Origin of the sequence: Streptomyces varsoviensis (assembly GCF_000718635.1) — a bacterium.
Classification (GTDB): Bacteria; Actinomycetota; Actinomycetes; order Streptomycetales; family Streptomycetaceae; genus Streptomyces; species Streptomyces varsoviensis.
Window position 1 is genome coordinate 155194 of record NZ_JOBF01000024.1, and the last position, 17684, is coordinate 172877.

General features: G+C 73.4%; 13 protein-coding genes. 11 read left to right on the forward strand and 2 right to left on the reverse strand.

All coding sequences use genetic code 11. The features are described 5' to 3' along the window. Positions 1–138: 138 nt before the first annotated feature. Positions 139–636: a cysteine dioxygenase gene (locus tag IF55_RS28960; RefSeq protein WP_030890983.1), complete on the reverse strand. Its 498-nt coding sequence runs from the start codon at positions 634–636 to the stop codon at positions 139–141. Between the two features lie 791 nt (positions 637–1427). Here IF55_RS28960 and IF55_RS28965 point away from each other — a divergent pair. The 3 genes from IF55_RS28965 to IF55_RS28975 all read left to right on the forward strand — a co-directional run bounded on the left by IF55_RS28965 (position 1428) and on the right by IF55_RS28975 (position 7690). Continuing rightward, on the forward strand, positions 1428–1691 hold the full coding sequence (locus IF55_RS28965) for a WhiB family transcriptional regulator (protein WP_003983763.1): 264 nt from the start codon (positions 1428–1430) through the stop codon (positions 1689–1691). 597 nt (positions 1692–2288) lie between these two features. Next, complete coding sequence (locus tag IF55_RS28970) at positions 2289–6140, forward strand: glycosyltransferase family 2 protein (protein ID WP_030890988.1); 3852 nt, start codon at positions 2289–2291, stop codon at positions 6138–6140. Further along, entirely contained in the window at positions 6137–7690 is a 1554-nt protein-coding gene (locus tag IF55_RS28975; protein WP_030890991.1) for a DUF5719 family protein, read from the forward strand. Before IF55_RS28970 ends, IF55_RS28975 begins: the two co-directional genes overlap by 4 nt. Before the next feature lie 336 nt (positions 7691–8026). Here the strand turns inward: IF55_RS28975 and IF55_RS28980 are convergent, their stop codons facing one another. After that, on the reverse strand, positions 8027–8515 hold the full coding sequence (locus IF55_RS28980; protein WP_030890994.1) for a metallopeptidase family protein: 489 nt from the start codon (positions 8513–8515) through the stop codon (positions 8027–8029). Positions 8516–8792: 277 nt separating this feature from the next. Here IF55_RS28980 and IF55_RS28985 point away from each other — a divergent pair, with 277 nt between their 5' ends. From IF55_RS28985 to IF55_RS29020, 8 genes are all read left to right on the forward strand, one after another. Next, on the forward strand, positions 8793–9263 hold the full coding sequence (locus tag IF55_RS28985; RefSeq protein ID WP_078645413.1) for a DUF3499 domain-containing protein: 471 nt from the start codon (positions 8793–8795) through the stop codon (positions 9261–9263). A 169-nt stretch (positions 9264–9432) separates the two neighbouring features. Continuing rightward, positions 9433–10794: a phosphomannomutase/phosphoglucomutase gene (locus IF55_RS28990; RefSeq protein ID WP_030891000.1), complete on the forward strand. Its 1362-nt coding sequence runs from the start codon at positions 9433–9435 to the stop codon at positions 10792–10794. 173 nt (positions 10795–10967) lie between these two features. Continuing rightward, on the forward strand, positions 10968–11153 hold the full coding sequence (locus IF55_RS28995; protein ID WP_030891002.1) for a Trm112 family protein: 186 nt from the start codon (positions 10968–10970) through the stop codon (positions 11151–11153). 168 nt (positions 11154–11321) lie between these two features. After that, complete coding sequence (locus tag IF55_RS29000; RefSeq protein WP_030891005.1) at positions 11322–12569, forward strand: SIS domain-containing protein; 1248 nt, start codon at positions 11322–11324, stop codon at positions 12567–12569. A gap of 68 nt (positions 12570–12637) precedes the next feature. After that, the gene (gene manA, locus IF55_RS29005; RefSeq protein ID WP_030891010.1) at positions 12638–13837 is read left to right on the forward strand and encodes a mannose-6-phosphate isomerase, class I; all 1200 of its coding nucleotides are present in this window, start codon (positions 12638–12640) and stop codon (positions 13835–13837) included. A gap of 105 nt (positions 13838–13942) precedes the next feature. Next, positions 13943–14887 carry a cation diffusion facilitator family transporter gene (locus IF55_RS29010; protein WP_030891026.1) on the forward strand — a complete coding sequence of 315 codons (945 nt, stop codon included), beginning with the start codon at positions 13943–13945 and terminating at the stop codon, positions 14885–14887. Between the two features lie 273 nt (positions 14888–15160). Beyond that, the gene (ahcY, locus tag IF55_RS29015) at positions 15161–16618 is read left to right on the forward strand and encodes an adenosylhomocysteinase (RefSeq protein ID WP_030891029.1); all 1458 of its coding nucleotides are present in this window, start codon (positions 15161–15163) and stop codon (positions 16616–16618) included. A 78-nt stretch (positions 16619–16696) separates the two neighbouring features. Beyond that, entirely contained in the window at positions 16697–17311 is a 615-nt protein-coding gene (locus IF55_RS29020) for a hypothetical protein (protein WP_030891032.1), read from the forward strand. The last annotated feature ends 373 nt before the right edge of the window (positions 17312–17684 follow it).

Genomic DNA, 17684 nt, shown 5'->3' on the forward strand with positions numbered 1-17684 from the left:
TGGCGGGCGCCGGCCCGCCGCCTGTCGGTACGTCAGCCCGTATGCCGGTCTGTCCGCCGGTTCGTACGCGGCCCCGTAAGCCGGTCCGCATGCCGTCCCGCACACGGACCCGTACGCCGCCTCATACGTCCTGATACGTCAGCGGGCGAGCGCCGCCGCGCAGCGCGGGCCGTGCTGCGGCATGTCGGTGAGGCCGGGGAAGTAGACGTGCAGGCTGACCGCCGGTTCGAGGGAGTCGTTGACGACCTCGTGGACGTAGCCGGGCGCGAAGACGCGCACCGCGCCCGCACCGAGGCGCAGCCGCGCGGCGGGCCCCGCGGCGCCCTGGGAGTGTTCGGTCAGTTCGCCGTCCAGCATGGTGAGGACGCCGGACGAGGGGCCGTGGTCGTGGCGGCCGGTGCCCTGGCCGGGGACCCAGCTCAGCAGCCAGACCTCGTAGCCGGGGCCGGTGCGCAGCCGGTGGTACCAGCGGCTGGTCGCGTCGTAGCGGACGAGGTGGGCCCAGCTCGCGCGGTCGGCCGCGATGGCGGCGGCGAGGCCGGCGAACCCGGCGACGGTCGAGGGGTGGGCGGCGACGGGCGGCAGGAGGTGGGGGATGGCGAGCGGGTCGCCGGCGATCTGGACATCGCTGTTCATGTGCGGAAGTTCCTCGGCAAGAGTCTCGGTAGGAGTTCTGCAAGAGTTCGGCTCGCGTCCCCGCCGCGGTCCGCCCCATGGCCCCCCGGGGAGGCGGGGGTCATGAGCCGGGGGTCACGGGGCATGCGTGCGGCATGGGCCCGAGGACGCGTGGTGACGCTGAAAAGGCGGGAGCGGCGCGGTCCCGGCCGTGCCTGCCGGCGGTCGCGGAGGTACGGGGACGGGAGGCGCTGGGAGGGCGGGCCGCGGTGAGCGTGCCCGTCCTAGCTGGAGCTCGGTGGCATCAACAGCTCGAACAGCGGCAGCGGGCCCGCACAGCGCAAAGGGACCCGTACGAGCGGGTCAGGCAGAGCGTGGAGGTCGCTGGCATGCAACCAAGAAGAGCGGCAGGTGGCTCCCCTTGTCAACCAGATGTCCGCTTTGGGGTCAATGTTTCACCTCATCCGGTTAAAGTGCTCGACGAAAGGTTTATGCATGGATGTGTACGGAGAGGTGTGGCGCACCACGCGTACCCGTGAGCGCCCTCGGTCGCATGAGGTGCAACTGGGTTGTCGTGTGTGACGTCCTCTCCCTCGGGGAGGCGGTGCGCGGCGGGCGAGTGGGTGTGTCCCGTCTTATGGCGATTTGAACACTTTCCGCATAGCCTTGGTTCCGCAGAGTGAATAAGGGGCCCAATAGCAGATCTCGGCTTGACTGGCCCGGATCGGCACACTTGTAATTTCACTCGTGTCGTTCAGCCGTATTCGGTAACGGCAACATCACGGGGACGCAAAGACAGACTAGGGGCGCACATGACCGAGCTGTTTCAGGAACTGCTGGTCGAGGAGGCGGACGAGGAGCTCGGCTGGCAGGAGCGCGCACTCTGCGCCCAGACCGATCCCGAATCGTTCTTCCCGGAAAAGGGCGGATCCACCCGCGAGGCGAAGAAGGTCTGCCTCGCCTGCGAAGTCCGCTCCGAGTGCCTCGAATACGCCCTCGCCAACGACGAACGCTTCGGCATCTGGGGCGGCTTGTCCGAGCGCGAGCGCCGCCGCCTGAAGAAGGCTGCGGTCTGACGGGCCGACGGGCCGACGACCCGACGGTCCGACGGTCTGACGGGCCGAGCGCCTGACAGGCCGACCGTCTGGTCCGGACCGCACGCGGCCGCCGCCGCACCCGGCGCGGCTCACAGACCATCACCAGCGCGCGCCGAGCGCGCCGCCCGGCGGCCCCGGACCCGACCGCCCGGCCCGCCGCCGACCGCGTTCGACACGGCGAGACGCCACAAGACGCGGCGAGAGGCCCGACCACGCAGCCGGCGCACCCCTTCCGCGCCGCCGCCGGCGCACCCCTTCCGCGCCGCCGCCGGCCACTCCGCGCGCGCCGCCGCCGGCCACTCCGCGCGCGCCGCCGCCGGCCACTCCGCGCGCGCCGCGAAAACACCCATACCGCACGGCCCGCCTCCGGCACCACGCCCGCCGGAAGCGGGCCGCCGCGCGTTCCGGGCCCCCGCGCCCGTACGGACCCGGTCGGCGGACACCCGCGAACCATTAGTGTGGGGGGCCGTCCGTGACGCACCAACGACCCCACGGGGCGCGGGCGTCCACCGCAGTCCAAGCAGGCAGTCTTCCGGGGGGCGCCCCCGGGACCCCGGCCGGAGGGCCCGTACCTCGATGTCCGTGCATAGTCACTCGGCGGCTCAACACCCGGCCGCCACCCCCGAGTTCCCACGGCACGTCGTCACCGCCGTGCTCGTCTCCCACGACGGCGACCGATGGCTGCCCCAGGCCCTGAGCGGCCTCCTCGGCCAGGAACGGCCCGTACAGAACGCCGTCGGCGCCGACACCGGCAGCACCGACGAATCCGCCCAGCTCCTCACCGAGGCCCTCGGCGACGACCACGTCCTGCACCTCGCGCGGCGCAGCGGCTTCGGCACCGCCGTCGACGAGGCGGTCCGCTCCGCGGCCGTGCTCACCCCCGACGACCTGCCCTACCTCAAGCGGCCCAGCGGCTGGGACCCCGCCACCCGCACCTGGCGCGACGACGCCTACGACATGCCGGAGCTGCCGCACGGCGAACCCGTCCAGTGGCTGTGGCTGCTGCACGACGACTGCGCGCCCGAACCCGACGCCCTCGCCGAACTGCTGCGCGTCGCCGACAGCGACCCGCACGCCGCGATCGTCGGCCCCAAGCTGCGGAGCTGGTACGACCGCCGGCAACTCCTCGAAGTCGGCGTCTCCATCGCCCGCAGCGGCCGCCGCTGGACCGGCCTCGAACGCCGCGAACAGGACCAGGGCCAGCACGACCAGGTACGTACCGTGCTCTCCGTCTCCACCGCCGGCATGCTCATCCGCCGCGACGTCTGGGACGAACTCGGCGGCATCGACCCCCGGCTGCCGCTCATGCGCGACGACGTCGACCTGTGCTGGCGCGCCCAGGCCGCCGGGCACCGCGTGCTCGTCGCCCCCGAGGCCGTACTGCGCCACGCGGAGGCCGCCGCGCGCGAACGCCGCCCCGTCGACTGCGTGGGCCGCTCCGTCGCCAACCCGCACCGCGTCGACAAGGCCGGCGCCGTCTACACCCTCCTCGCCAACAGCCGCGGCGCCGCCCTCCCGTACGTCATGGCGCGGCTCGTCATCGGCACCCTGCTGCGCACCCTCGCCTACCTCGTCGGCAAGGTCCCCGGCCAGGCCCTCGACGAACTCGCCGGACTCTTCGGCACCCTGCTGCGCCCCGGCCGGATCCTCGCCGCCCGCAAGCAGCGCGGCAAACCCGCCGTGGAGGCGAGCGAGCTGCGGCCGCTCTTCCCGCCCCCCGGCGCGACCGTACGGGCCACCGTCGAGCAGGTGGCGGGCAACCTCAGCGGCCGCTCCGAACCCGAGCTGTCCTCCGCCGGCCGGCACGGCGGCGTCGAGTCCGGGCCCGGCGGCGACGACGCCGACTACCTGGAGATCGAGCAGTTCGCCCGGCTCAAGCGCATCGCCCGGCGCCCCGCGCCGGTGCTCTTCGCCGCGCTGCTGCTCATCTCCCTGATCGCCTGCCGCGCGCTGATCGGCGGCGGCTCGCTGTCCGGCGGCGCGCTGCTGCCCGCGCCCGACGTCTCCGCCCTCTGGTCGAGCCACCTGGACGGCTGGCACCCGGTCGGCACCGGCAACACCGGCACCGCGCCCCCCTACCTGGCCATCCTCGCGACCCTGTCGACGATCTTCCTCGGCTCCACCGGCTTCACGCTCACCCTGCTGCTGGTCTGCTCGGTGCCGCTGGCCGGCCTCACCGCCTACTTCGCCTCCCGGCCGCTCGTCGGCTCCCGGCAGCTACGGGCCTGGGCCGCCGTCGCGTACGCCTTCCTGCCCGCCGCCACCGGCGCGCTCGCGGGCGGCCGGCTGGGCACCGCCGTGCTCGCCATCCTGCTGCCGCCGATGGCCCGCGCCGCCGTCGCGGCCAGCGGCGTCCGCGCCCCCAAGGCCCGCCCGAGCTGGCGCGCGGTGTGGACGTACGCGCTGCTGCTGACCTTCACGGCGGCTTTCACCCCCATCGTCTGGCCGATCGCCCTCGTCCTCGGCGTCGCCACCCTGCTCGTCCGCGTCGTCGTCGGCCGGGGCGAGGCGCTCCTCGCGCACGTCCTGCGGTTCCTCGCGGTCGTCGGCACCCCGCTGATCGCCCTCGCCCCCTGGTCCCTGACGCTCCTCACCCACCCGTCCCGCTTCCTCACCGAGGCCGGACTCGACTACGGACACGGCACGGCCACCGCGCTGAAGCTGCTGTCCATCGACCCGGGCGGCCCCAAGACCTTCGGCGGACTGCTGCTGCTCGGCATCGTCCTCGCGGCCCTCGCCGCGCTGCTGCGCGGCGACCGGCAGCCCGCGGTCCGCTGCGCGTGGGCCGCCGCGCTGACCGGGCTGCTCTTCGCCGCCCTCGCCAACGGCTCCGGCTGGGCCGGCCCCGCCTCCCTCGTCTACGGCATCGCCCTGATCGGCGCGGCCGTCGTCGGCGCGGAGGGCGCCCGGCAGCGCGTCACGGAGCTGAGCTTCGGCTGGCGGCAGCCCGTCGCCGCCCTCATCGCCGTCGCCGCGGCCGCCGCCCCCGCGGTCGCCGCCGTCAGTTGGATGATCGCCGGCGCGGACGGCCCGGTCGAGCGCCGGGACCCGGTGCAGGTCCCCGCGTTCGTCGCGGAGGAGGCCGGCACCCGGGACCAGGCCCGCACCCTCGTGCTCGGCGGCGAGCCCACGCACGTCGCCTACACGCTCGTACGGGGCTCCGGCGCGCGGCTGGGCGACGCCGAGATGGCCGCGGCCGACGGCGCCGACAAGAAGCTCGACGCCGTCGTCGCCAACCTCGTCGCGGGCTCCGGCGCCGACCAGACCAGCCGGCTCGGCGAGTACGCCGTCGGCTACGTCCTGCTCCGCGACAGCGCCAAGCCGCTCGGCCGGGTCCTGGACGCGACGCCCGGCCTGACCCGGCTCAGCCAGGAGGACCGCAGCTCGCTGTGGCGCGTGGACCAGCAGGTCGCGCGCGTCGCCGTGATCAGCGGCGCGGCGCAGGACGGCGCGCGGCCGGGCGCGGCGACGCCGCCGGTGCCGGTCGCGGCCGGCCCCGTGGAGGCGCACAGCACGATCCCGGACGGCCCCGCGGGGCGCGTGCTGCGCGTCGCCGACCGGGCCGCGCCCGGCTGGCGGGCGACCCTCGACGGGAAGCCGCTCAAGGCCACCACCGTGGGCGGCTGGGCGCAGGGCTTCGAGCTCCCGGCGGGCGGCGGCAAGCTGGACCTCACGTACGACACCCCGCTGGCGCACACCGCGTGGGTATGGGCGCAGGGGCTGCTCGCCGTCGTGCTGCTGGTGCTCGCGCTGCCGGGCCGCCGCCGCGAGGTCGACGACGACCTCCCGGAGGCCGCCGCGGCGGCCGTGCCGGCGCAGGCCGCATCCGGCGAGGGCCGCCGGGCGCGCAGGCTGCGGGCCGCGGCGGAGTCCGGCCGCGCCGACGCCGAGCCGGCCGCGGACGGACCGCCGGACCCGTACGGCGGGGAGGGCGCGTTCGGCGACGGCGACGCGTTCGGCGGCGAGGGCGCGGACTTCGGCCACGGCGGGCCGCCGGAAGGCGCGGACCACTTCGCCGACCCGTACGCGGTGGTGCCGCAACAGGGCCAGTACGGCGAGTGGGACGGCCAGAGCTACGCGGACTACGGGCGGCAGCAGGGCGGCGACCACTACCAGGAGGGGCAGCAGCCCGCCGGGGCGCACCAGAGCGACCCGTACCAGGAGGGCCACTTCCAGGGCGGCTCCTATCAGGACGGCTACCAGGGGGACGGCGCGTACCAGGCGGGGCAGCAGGCCGCCGCGCCGCACCCGGACGGCTCGTACCCCGAGGGCCAGTACCAGGACGGTCCGTACCAGGACGGCCAGTACCCGGCGCAGCCCTATGACGGCAGCCAGTACGACCCGTACGCCTACGGCGGGCAGCAGCACTACGACACGGCGTACGGCAACGGAACCCAGCCGCACCGCGACGGGAGCGAGCACCAGTGAACCGCACCACCCTGACCTTCTTCGGCGCCGTCGCCGCGCTCGCCGCCGTCACCGGCGTCGCCGCGGTCACCGTGCCCGCCGAACCGGCCAAGAGCACCGCGAAGGCGGCCGAGCGGCTGCCCGTACAGCGCTCGACCCTCGTCTGCCCGCCGCCTCCGCCCTCGGAGGTGGGGGAGACGACCTACACCGCGTTCACCCCGCAGGGCAAGGGCGGCGCGAACGGGACCCAGAAGTCCTCCGGGGCCCCGACGGCCGACATGCTGCCCGCCGCGGGCTCCTCGTCGGGCGACTCCGGAGGAAAGAAAGACGACAAGGGCAAGAAGGGCGACAAAGGCCCCAAGGGCGGCAAGGACGCGACCAAGCCCGTCATCTCGGTGAAGGAACCCGGCAAGCCGGTGACCGCCACCACCGACAGCTCCGGCGCCCCCGCCCTCATCGGCTCCGCCGACGGCGCGCTCGCCCCCGGCTGGAGCGTGCAGCAGACCACCACGATCAGCGCGGGCACCGGGCGCGGCGTCCAGGGCCTGAGCTGCGCGGCCCCCGACACCTCGTTCTGGTTCCCCGGCGCGAGCACCGCCAAGTCGCGCCAGGACTACGTCCACCTCACCAACCCCGACAACAACCCCGCCGTCGTGGACCTGGAGCTGTACGGCAAGGACGGCCGTATCAAGGCCCCCGCCGGCGAGGGCATCAACATCCCGCCCCGCTCCGCCGTGCCCGTCCTCCTGTCGACCCTCACCAGCCAGCCGGCCGACGACCTCGTCCTCCATGTGGCGGCCCGCTCGGGGCGCGTGGGGGCCGCCGTCCAGGCGTCCGACGAGAAGACCGGCGGCGACTGGCTGCCCGCCGCCGCGGAGCCGGCGTCCGGCGCGGTCCTCCCCGGCCTGCCGTCGGACGCCACGTCGGCGCGGCTCGTCCTCTTCGCGCCCGGCGGCAGCGACGCCGACCTCAAGGTGCGGCTCGCCGGGAAGAACAACGCCATCACCCCGACCGGCCACGAGACGCTGCACGTCAAGAGCGGCATGATGACCACCGCCGACCTCGGCGACATCACCCGCGGCGAACCGGGCTCGCTGCTGCTCACCCCGGAGAGCGGCAGCGGCAAGGTGGTCGCGGCGCTGCGCGTGACGCGCGGCAAGGGCGACAAGCAGGAGACGGCGTTCATCCCGGCGACCACGCCCATCGAGGAGCGCGGCACGGTCGCCGACAACCGCGCCAAGGGCTCGACGCTCTCCCTCGTCGCGCCCGAGAAGGACGCCGAGGTGCGGGTCGTCTCCTCGGTGGGCAGCGAGGGCGGCACCCCGGTCAGCAAGAACTACACCGTCAAGGCCGGTACGACGCTGGCCGTCGACCCGCCCCAGCCCGGCGGCGGCAAGGGCGCGTTCGGCGTGACGGTCGAGAAGGTCTCCGGCGGCCCGCTGTACGCCTCGCGGATGCTGGCGCTGCCGGCGGACGGCGTCCCGATGTTCACCATCCAGACGCTCCCGGACGACCGGGGGACGGTCGAGGTCCCGGAGGCGGAGCAGCGGATCTCGCTGATGAACGACTGAGGCGGCGGCGGTCGGGGGCCGATGCCGGCATGGCGGGCGTGGCTGGCATGACAGGCGTCTCGGGCGTGACAGACGGGTCAGGCGTGACAGACGGGTCAGGCGTGGCCGGCATGACAGGTGCCGCAGGCATGACGGGAACGGCAGGAACGGCGGGCAGGCCAGGCCGGGCCCCGATCACCGCTGTTCGCCACTGTTCGCCGCTGTCCGGTTGCGATCGGTCTGTATCCGGCTGACGCGACCCGTACAGGCCATTCCGCTTTCGGCCGGTAAGTCCGGTTGCTTGCGGTCGATTTCGGAATGGCATGGCGGTTTGTCCGTTTGGGTCGCCTCTTCCGCTCAGTCCTGCCCGTACCGCGGATCCACCGACTCCGGGGCCAGCCCCATCAGTTCGGCGACCTGCTCCACGACGACCTCGTGCACGAGCAGCGCGCGCTCGTCGCGGCCCTTGGTGCGGATCTCGATCGGGCGGCGGTAGACGACGATCCGGTCCGGCGCGTCGCCGTGCGCCGCGATGTACCGGCCGAGCGGCACGACATCGCCGTGCACGGGGGCGAGCGCGTCCAACGCGCCGAGCGGCGGGGCCTCGTCGTCCGGGCCGGGCTCCGCGCCGGGCACGTCGCGCACCGCGAACTCGACCTTGGAGAGCTGGGGCCAGCGCCGCTCCAGCCGTTCCACCGAGTCGTGCACGAGGTCGACGAAGGCGTCGCCGCGGCTGACCGACAGCGGCACTTGGGGCGGTGCGATCGGCCCGCGCATGCCGCGCCCGTGGCGGTCGCGGCGGCGCGGCCGCGGTTCGCGGCTGCGGGGTGGATCGGAGCTGTCCATCACGTATGAGAGTAGCCCTCGCCGGGCGGCGGTCCGGCGGTCGACGCCCAGCGCGCGGCATGTCGCCGGATGAGCGTTTCAGTCACGCCTACGATCAATTACAGCCACCTCCGAGACCGGCGAACTCGTACTGGATGACATGAATTGAGCCGGGCTGTGACAGGAATCATTACTTTCCTCCCCGCAGACGCGTCGGCCCCTCGCAGGTCAGCGAGGCCGTTCCAGCCATGCCCACACCGGACGTACCGGGACGACACGGAGGGGTGAGCCCGGGCAGATTCTTCGCGGCCCGCTCAAGAGTGCGGTACCGTCCAACCTCGTGAGCCCTGTACGTCGCTGTTCGCGCACCGCGTGCGGTCGCCCCGCCGTCGCGACGCTGACGTACGTCTATGCGGATTCGACCGCTGTTCTCGGACCGCTCGCCACCTACGCCGAGCCCCACTGCTACGACCTGTGCGCCGAGCACTCCGAGCGGCTGACCGCGCCGCGCGGCTGGGACGTCGTGCGCCTCGCCGTCGACACCGGCCCCGCCCGCCACAGCAGCGACGACCTCGAAGCGCTCGCCAACGCCGTGCGCGAGGCCGCGCGCCCGCAGGACCGCCCAACCCGCGGCCAGGGGGGCCAGGGGGGCCAGGGTGGCCCGGGTGGCCAGAGCTCCGGGCCCGTCGGCCCCAACGGCCGGGAGGCCGACCCCATGGAGGTCGCCCGCCGCGGCCACCTCCGGGTCCTGCGGTCGCCCGACTCCTGACGCACCCCCTCCCCCCTCCTGACGCACCCCCTCCCCGTCGCCCCACGCCCGTACGCCGCCCGCGGCGCCCGTAGGACACCGCCGTGACCGGCCGTACGGCGATGGGCCGGATCAAGGACGCCGCCAGGTAGGTTTGTCACCCCGTACCGGACTCCAGGAGGGGTTGGCTGTGGCTGATCTGTCGCAGATCGTGAAGGCGTACGACGTGCGCGGCGTGGTGCCCGACCAGTGGGACGAGAGGCTCGCCGAGTACTTCGGCGCCGCCTTCGCGCAGGTGACCGGCGCCGGCGCGATGGTCGTGGGCCACGACATGCGGCCGTCCTCGCCGGGCCTGTCCCGGGCGTTCGGGCGCGGGGCCGCGGCGCGCGGCGTCGACGTCACCGAGATCGGCCTGTGCTCCACGGACGAGCTGTACTTCGCCAGCGGGCAACTCTCCCTCCCCGGTGCCATGTTCACCGCCTCCCACAACCCCGCCCAGTACAACGGCATCAAGATGTGCCGGGCCGGCGCGACCCCCGTCGGCCAGGACACCGGCCTCGCCGAGATCCGCACCCTCGTGGAGGGCTGGCTGGACGGCGGCCCGGGCCCCGAGGCGGCCGGCACCCCCGGCGAGATCACCCAGCGCGACGTCCTGGGCGACTACGCCGCCCACCTGCGCGGCCTCGTCGACCTCAGCGCCATCCGGCCCCTGAAGGTCGTCGTCGACGCGGGCAACGGCATGGGCGGGCACACGGTGCCGACCGTCTTCGAGGGGCTGCCCCTGGAACTGGTCCCGATGTACTTCGAACTCGACGGCACCTTCCCGAACCACGAGGCCAACCCGCTCGACCCGAAGAACATCATCGACCTCCAGGCCCGCGTCCGCGCCGAGGGCGCCGACATCGGCCTGGCCTTCGACGGCGACGCCGACCGCTGCTTCGTCGTCGACGAGAACGGCGACCCCGTCGCCCCCTCCGCGATCACCGCCCTCGTCGCGGCCCGCGAGCTGGCCAAGCACCCCGGCGGCACCGTCATCCACAACCTGATCACCTCCTGGTCCGTGCCCGAGGTCGTCAAGGAGCACGGCGGCGAGCCCGTACGCACCCGGGTGGGCCACTCCTTCATCAAGGGCGAGATGGCCCGTACCGGCGCGATCTTCGGCGGCGAGCACTCCGCGCACTACTACTTCCGCGACTTCTGGAACGCCGACACCGGCATGCTCGCCGCGATGCACGTCCTCGCCGCGCTCGGCGAGCAGAGCGGCCCGCTGTCCGAGCTGGTCGCCCAGTACGACCGCTACGCCGCCTCCGGCGAGATCAACAGCACCGTCATCGACCAGGCCGACCGGATGGCCGCGGTCAAGGCCGCGTACGAGGGGCGCGAGGGCACCTCCCTCGACGAACTCGACGGGCTGACCGTCACCACCGCCGACTGGTGGTTCAACCTGCGCCCCTCCAACACTGAGCCGCTGCTGCGCCTCAATGTGGAGGCGCGCGACGCGGCGACCGTGGAGCGCGTACGGGACGAGGTCCTGGGCATCGTGCGGGCGTAGCGCGGAAGCGGAAGCCGTGCGGGCGTAGCGCGCGGGCCGCCGGGAGCGGGGGCACGGCGGAGCCGCCGGCGGCAGGGTCACAGGCGCAGCCGCCCGCGCCCCGCCAAGGCGGCCCGGCACCACCCGGCGGTAGGCTGGCGGCAACGCGTCTGCCCGCCCCGAAGGGAACCCCCATGCAGCTCGAAGCCGGTCTCCTGGAGATCCTCGCCTGCCCGGCGTGCCACGCGCCCCTCCGCGAGGAGACCACCGAGGACGGCGGCCTTGAGCTGGTGTGCGGCGGCGAGAGCTGCGCCCTCGCCTACCCCGTACGCGACGGCATCCCCGTCCTCCTCGTCGACGAGGCCCGCCGACCGGCCTGAACCCGGCCGGCGCAGCCGCGAACCACGCGGGCCGGGACGGGCCCCGCCGGGGCCGGGCAGCCGGTGACACAACGGACACAGACCGCACACGGCAGCACACGGCGGCACCACCGCCACCACGGCACCACAGGCAGGCGCACCGCCGCGGCGATCGGAGGCCGAAGCCCCATGCTCGACGAGTCGTTCCTCGATGATCCGGCCGCGCTGGCCCGGGCCGACGCCCACGGACTGCTCCGCTCCACCGCCGAGTCCGGCGCCCGCGTCCGTACCGCCGCCCGCGACGCCGCCGAGGCGGGCATCGCGGACCTCAAGCCCGACGGCCGCCCCCGCGCCGTGCTCGTCGCGGGCCCCGGCCCCGTCGCCGCCTGCACCGCGGACCTCTTCGCCGCCCTCGGCGGCGGCAACTGCCCCGTCACCCTCATCCGGCCGACCGGCGTGGCCTCCGCCGCGGGCGCGCTGATCTGGACGCTGCCGGGCTGGACCGGCCCGCTCGACCTGCTCCTCGTCGCCAGCCCGGACGGCACCGAACCCGGCCTCCCGCTCCTCCTGGAGCAGGCGTACCGCCGCGGCTGCTCGGTCGTCTGCGTCGCGCCCGCCGGCTCCCCGGTCACCGAGGCCACCGCCCAGGTCCGCGGCCTCGCCGTCCCGCTCGCCAAGGCGCTGTACGAGCCCCCGCGCCCGTACGGCCAGGGGGACGACCCGTACGGCCAAGGGGACCCGAGCGGCCGGCAGGGCCCCGGCGGTCCCGAGAGCCCCGCCGGACCCCTCTTCCGCCAGGCCGCCGGCCGCGACGAGGAACCGCCCGCCGCGCCCGGCGCCCTCTGGTCCCTGCTGACCCCGCTGATCGCCCTGGCCGACCGCATAGGTCTGCTCACCGCGCCCACGCCCGCCCTCCAGTCGCTGGCCGACCGGCTCGACGAGGTCGCCGAGCGCTGCGGGCCCGCTATCGCCACGTACAGCAACCCCGCCAAGACTCTCGCCACCGAGCTGGCCGACACCCTCCCGCTGATCTGGACCGAAGGCCCCGTCGCGGGCGCCGCCGGCCGCCACTTCGCCACCGCCCTCGCCGCCCTCGCCGGCCGCCCCGCGCTCGCCGCCGAACTGCCCGAGGCGCTGACCGGCCACGCCGCCCTGCTGACCGGCGCGTTCGCCGCCGGAGCCGACGCGGACGACTTCTTCCGCGACCGCGTCGAGGACCCCGAGGCGCTGCACGCCCGCGTCGTCCTGCTCCGCGAGCGCGAGCCCGGCGCCACCTCACCGACCCCCACCGCCCGCGACCTCGCGCTCCACCACGACGTCCCCGTCAGCGAGCTCGAACCGACCGAGGGCGCCCCGCTGGAAGCCGCCGCCGAACTGCTCGCGATCACGGAATTTGCCGCCGTCTACCTGGCGCTGGCCTCCCTGCCGCGACCATGACCGGGCCGCGGCACCACGCCCGCACCCCCCGCACTCCGCACCATCCGCACAGTCAGGAACCACTCCCCATGGACCGCCTCGCCAACACCGTGCGCCCCTACGCCTGGGGCTCCACCACCGCCATCCCGGAACTGCTCGGCACCGCCCCCACCGGCGAGCCGCAGGCCGAGGTGTGGATGGGCGCACACCCCGGCGCCCCCTCCCGCGTGGACCGCGGCAGCGGCCCCGCGGCGCTCAGCGACGTGATCGCCGCCGACCCGGAGGGCGAACTCGGCCGCGCCGCCACCGAACGCTTCGGCCCCCGCCTCCCCTTCCTCCTCAAGATCCTCGCCGCCGGCTCCCCGCTCTCCCTCCAGGTCCACCCCGACCTCGCCCAGGCCAAGGAGGGCTTCGCCGACGAAGAGGCGCGCGGCGTCCCCATAGACGCCCCGCACCGCAACTACAAGGACGCCAACCACAAGCCCGAACTCATCTGCGCGCTCACCCCCTTCGACGGGCTCTGCGGCTTCCGGCGCCCCGCCGAGGCCGCCGACCTGCTCGCCGGACTCGGCGTCGATTCCCTCAAGCCGTACGTCGACATCCTGCGCGCCGCCCCCGAGTCCGACGCGCTGCGCGAAGTACTCACCGCCGTCCTGACCGCCGACCCCGCCGCCATGGCCGAGACCGTCGCCCAGGCCGCCACCGCCGCCGAGCGGCTCGGCGCGCAGGACGGCCCGCACCAGGACTCGTACGCCGCCTACGCCTCCATCGCCCGGCACTACCCCGGCGACCCCGGCGTCATCGCCGCCATGCTCCTCAACTACGTACGGCTCCAGCCCGGCGAAGCCCTCCACCTCGGCGCGGGCGTCCCGCACGCCTACCTCGACGGCCTCGGCGTCGAGATCATGGCCAACTCCGACAACGTGCTGCGCTGCGGCCTCACCCCCAAACACGTCGACGTCCCCGAACTGCTGCGCATCGTCCGCTTCGAGGCCACCGCCCCCGGCGTCCTCCGCCCCGAGGCCGACCCCGGCGGCGAGGAGGTCTACGAGACCCCCACCGACGAGTTCCGACTCTCCCGCTACGACCTCGGCCGGGCCGCCGCCCCCAGCCGCCCGGACGCCCGCGGGCCCCAGATCCTGCTCTGCACCGCCGGTACGGCCGTACTGCGCGACGCCACCGGCGCCGAGCTGACCCTCGCCCGCGGCCAGTCGGCGTACGTACCGGCCGGCGAACAGGTCGAGCTGACCGGCGACGGCACCGTCTTCCGGGCCACCGTGGCGGCCTGACCGGCCGACCGCCCCCGGTGCTGCAACAATGACCCGCCGTAAAGACCGAGCAAAGCCGCGGGCCTCGATCGCGGCATCAGGGGCGGAAGGGACAACCGAAAACACATGAGTGCATCAGGCGGAACCAAGGCGATCGTCGCCGCGCTGGGCGCGAACCTCGCGATCGCCGTGGCGAAGTTCGTCGCGTTCGCGTTCAGCGGGTCTTCGTCGATGCTCGCCGAGGGCGTGCACTCGATCGCCGACTCCGGCAACCAGGCGCTGCTGCTCCTCGGCGGCAAGAAGGCCCAGAAGAAGGCGAGCGAGGAACACCCCTTCGGCTACGGCCGGGAGCGCTACATCTACGGCTTCCTCGTCTCCATCGTCCTGTTCACCATCGGCGGCGTCTTCGCCCTCTACGAGGGCTACGAGAAGATCAAGGAACCGCACGCCGTCGAGCACTGGTACTGGCCGGTCGGCGTGCTGGTCTTCGCGATCATCGCCGAGGGCTTCTCCTTCCGCACCGCCGTCAAGGAATCGAACGAGCTGCGGGGCAAGCAGAGCTGGGTCGAGTTCATCCGCCGCGCCAAGGCCCCCGAACTGCCCGTCGTGCTGCTGGAGGACTTCGGCGCCCTCATCGGACTCGTCCTCGCCCTCGCCGGCGTGGGCCTCGCCCTCGCCACCGGAAACGGCGTCTGGGACGGCGTCGGCACCCTGTGCATCGGCGTCCTCCTCGTCGCCATCGCCCTGATCCTGGCCGCCGAGACCAAGTCGCTGCTCCTCGGCGAGGCCGCCGGACCCGACGCCGTCGCCAAGATCCGCGCCGCCGCCGTCGACGGCGACACCGTCACCCGCGTCATCCACATGCGCACCCTCCACCTCGGCCCCGAAGAACTCCTCGTCGCCGCGAAGATCGCCGTCCAGCACGACGACAGCGCCGCCGAGGTCGCCGACGCGATCAACGCCGCCGAGGCCCGTATCCGCGAAGCCGTCCCCATCGCGCGCGTCATCTACCTCGAACCGGACATCTACCGCGCCCAGCCCCGGGCCGCGGACGCGCGCCCCGGGAGCTGACCGCACGCTCGGCCACCACGGGCCCCTCCGCCCCAGCCCGCGTCGACCACGGGGGCTGGGGTTCGCTGGGCCGATCGGTGTAGCTTTGACCGAGAGCCAGACGTCGCTGCTGATGGCGGTCGGGCGGCCCGCATGGCGGGGCGGCCGAGGGAGAGAGGGCCTCCGACGGACTGAGCTGCGCGGCAAGGGGAGAAGTCTGTCCCCGCCTGCCCTGCAGCCCTGCCGCACCGAGACCGCGCACGCCCTTTCCGCTTTCCAGGAGGAGCAGCCCGTATGACCACGACCTCCACCAGCCAGGACTTCAAGGTCGCCGACCTGTCGCTGGCCGCCTTCGGCCGCAAGGAGATCACCCTCGCCGAGCACGAGATGCCCGGCCTGATGGCGATCCGCAAGGAGTACGCCGAGGCCCAGCCGCTGGCCGGCGCCCGCGTGACCGGCTCCCTGCACATGACCGTGCAGACCGCCGTGCTCATCGAGACCCTGGTGGCCCTCGGCGCCGAGGTGCGCTGGGCCTCCTGCAACATCTTCTCCACCCAGGACCACGCCGCCGCGGCCGTCGCCGTCGGCCCGAAGGGCACCCCCGAGAACCCCCAGGGCGTCCCGGTCTTCGCCTGGAAGGGCGAGACGCTCGAAGAGTACTGGTGGTGCACCGAGCAGGCGCTGACCTGGCCGAACACCGCCACGGGCGGCCCGACCGCGATCCTGGACGACGGCGGCGACGCCACCCTCCTTGTCCACAAGGGCGTCGAGTTCGAGAAGGCCGGCGCGGTCCCCGACCCGTCGACCGCCGACAACGACGAGTACGCCCAGATCCTCACCCTGCTGGGCCGCACCCTCGGTGAGAACCCGCAGAAGTGGACCCAGTTGGCGTCCGAGATCCGCGGCGTCACCGAGGAGACCACCACCGGCGTCCACCGCCTCTACGAGATGCAGCAGGCCGGCTCGCTGCTCTTCCCGGCGATCAACGTGAACGACGCCGTCACCAAGTCGAAGTTCGACAACAAGTACGGCTGCCGCCACTCCCTGATCGACGGCATCAACCGCGCCACCGACGTCCTGATCGGCGGCAAGACCGCCGTGGTCTGCGGCTACGGCGATGTCGGCAAGGGCTGTTCCGAGTCGCTGCGCGGCCAGGGCGCCCGAGTGATCATCACGGAGATCGACCCGATCTGCGCCCTCCAGGCCGCCATGGACGGCTACCAGGTCGCCCGCCTCGAAGACGTCGTCGACATCGCCGACATCTTCGTGACGACGACCGGCAACAAGGACATCATCATGGCCTCGGACATGGCCAAGATGAAGCACCAGGCGATCGTCGCCAACATCGGCCACTTCGACAACGAGATCGACATGGCCGGCCTCGCGAAGGTCCCCGGCATCGTCAAGGACGAGGTCAAGCCCCAGGTCCACACCTGGACGTACCCCGACGGCAAGGTCCTCATCGTGCTGTCCGAGGGCCGTCTGGTGAACCTCGGCAACGCGACCGGCCACCCGTCGTTCGTGATGTCCAACTCGTTCGCCGACCAGACCCTGGCCCAGATCGAGATCCACACCAAGCCGGAGTCCTACCCGACCGACGTCTACGTGCTCCCCAAGCACCTCGACGAGAAGGTCGCCCGCCTCCACCTGGACGCCCTCGGCGTCAAGCTGACGACCCTCCGCCCGGAGCAGGCCGCCTACATCAACGTCCCGGTCGAGGGCCCGTACAAGCCCGACCACTACCGCTACTGACAGCACCGCACCAGCAGCCGGTACCAGGCCCCCGCCCCCAGGGCGGGGGCCTGTCCCATGCCCGTCAAGGACCCCACCATGCCCCGCGGCCGCTACGCGCTTTACGACCCGCACGATCACACCCCCCTCGGCGAAGAACACTTCCACTGCGCCCCCGGCCCCTCCGGCTGGCGCTACGTCGCCCAGACCACCACCCCCTCCGGCGACCACGCCGGCTCCGTCGACCTCACCCTCGACGCCCTCGGCCGCCCCCTGCGCCTGGAACTGCACGCCGCGAGCTGGCAGGTCCGCGGCGCCGCCCTGGAGGGCGTCACCTGGGTCCGTACCGACCCGACCGGCGAGCACGCCACGGAAGGCAACGTCCCCGCCCACGCCTTCACCGGCGCCTCCCCGGCCTTCTACGTCGCGCTCTCCCGCCTCCTGCGCCTGCCCCCCGGCGCCCCCGCCACCCGCGTCCGCCTCGTCGCCTTCACCGCCCCCGTCCTCGCCCCCCGCACCCTCGACCAGTCCTGGGCCCTGGTGAACAGAACAGCACACGCCACTGACAACGGGCCCCTGACAGTGGACGAGTACCAGGTCGGCGACCTCGACACCGGCGAGCAGCACCCCGTCCACCTCGCCGGCGACATCGTCCTCGCCGCCCCCGGCATCGAACTCGAAGACCTCGACAGCCCGCCGTCCACCCTGACCTGACAGTCGATGTGCATCACCCCACGTCGGCCTGCTAGTCTCCTCTCCACCCCAGAAAACCCGTTGACACGGGTCAATGGGGGAGGTAGATTCGAACGGTTGCCACGAACTGGACAGGTTCGCGCGCAACGGTTAGTCTCTGACTCGCTCCGGTCGTGAATTCAATTCCGACGGAGCACCTTCGAATCCTTATCGGAAAAGACGAAGCCGATCAGATCGGCCGAAACGAATCTGATAAAGTCGAAACCGCCGAAAGGCAAACCCCTTCTGACGGGGGCCGGAGATGAATTCCGACCGGAAACGGAACGGAAAACGGATCTGGTAGAGTCGGAAACGCGAAGAAGCCGAAAGGCCGAAACGCACCGGCGGAAATCAG

Bases quoted from the DNA above. Each gene is read 5' to 3' on its own strand.
- IF55_RS28960 (WP_030890983.1), bottom strand. From the start codon at position 636: ATGAACAGCGATGTCCAGATCGCCGGCGACCCGCTCGCCATCCCCCAC.
- IF55_RS28965 (WP_003983763.1), top strand. From the start codon at position 1,428: ATGACCGAGCTGTTTCAGGAACTGCTGGTCGAGGAGGCGGACGAGGAG.
- IF55_RS28970 (WP_030890988.1), top strand. From the start codon at position 2,289: ATGTCCGTGCATAGTCACTCGGCGGCTCAACACCCGGCCGCCACCCCC.
- IF55_RS28980 (WP_030890994.1), bottom strand. From the start codon at position 8,515: ATGGACAGCTCCGATCCACCCCGCAGCCGCGAACCGCGGCCGCGCCGC.
- IF55_RS28995 (WP_030891002.1), top strand. From the start codon at position 10,968: ATGCAGCTCGAAGCCGGTCTCCTGGAGATCCTCGCCTGCCCGGCGTGC.
- IF55_RS29000 (WP_030891005.1), top strand. From the start codon at position 11,322: ATGCTCGACGAGTCGTTCCTCGATGATCCGGCCGCGCTGGCCCGGGCC.
- manA (WP_030891010.1), top strand. From the start codon at position 12,638: ATGGACCGCCTCGCCAACACCGTGCGCCCCTACGCCTGGGGCTCCACC.
- IF55_RS29010 (WP_030891026.1), top strand. From the start codon at position 13,943: ATGAGTGCATCAGGCGGAACCAAGGCGATCGTCGCCGCGCTGGGCGCG.
- ahcY (WP_030891029.1), top strand. From the start codon at position 15,161: ATGACCACGACCTCCACCAGCCAGGACTTCAAGGTCGCCGACCTGTCG.
- IF55_RS29020 (WP_030891032.1), top strand. From the start codon at position 16,697: ATGCCCCGCGGCCGCTACGCGCTTTACGACCCGCACGATCACACCCCC.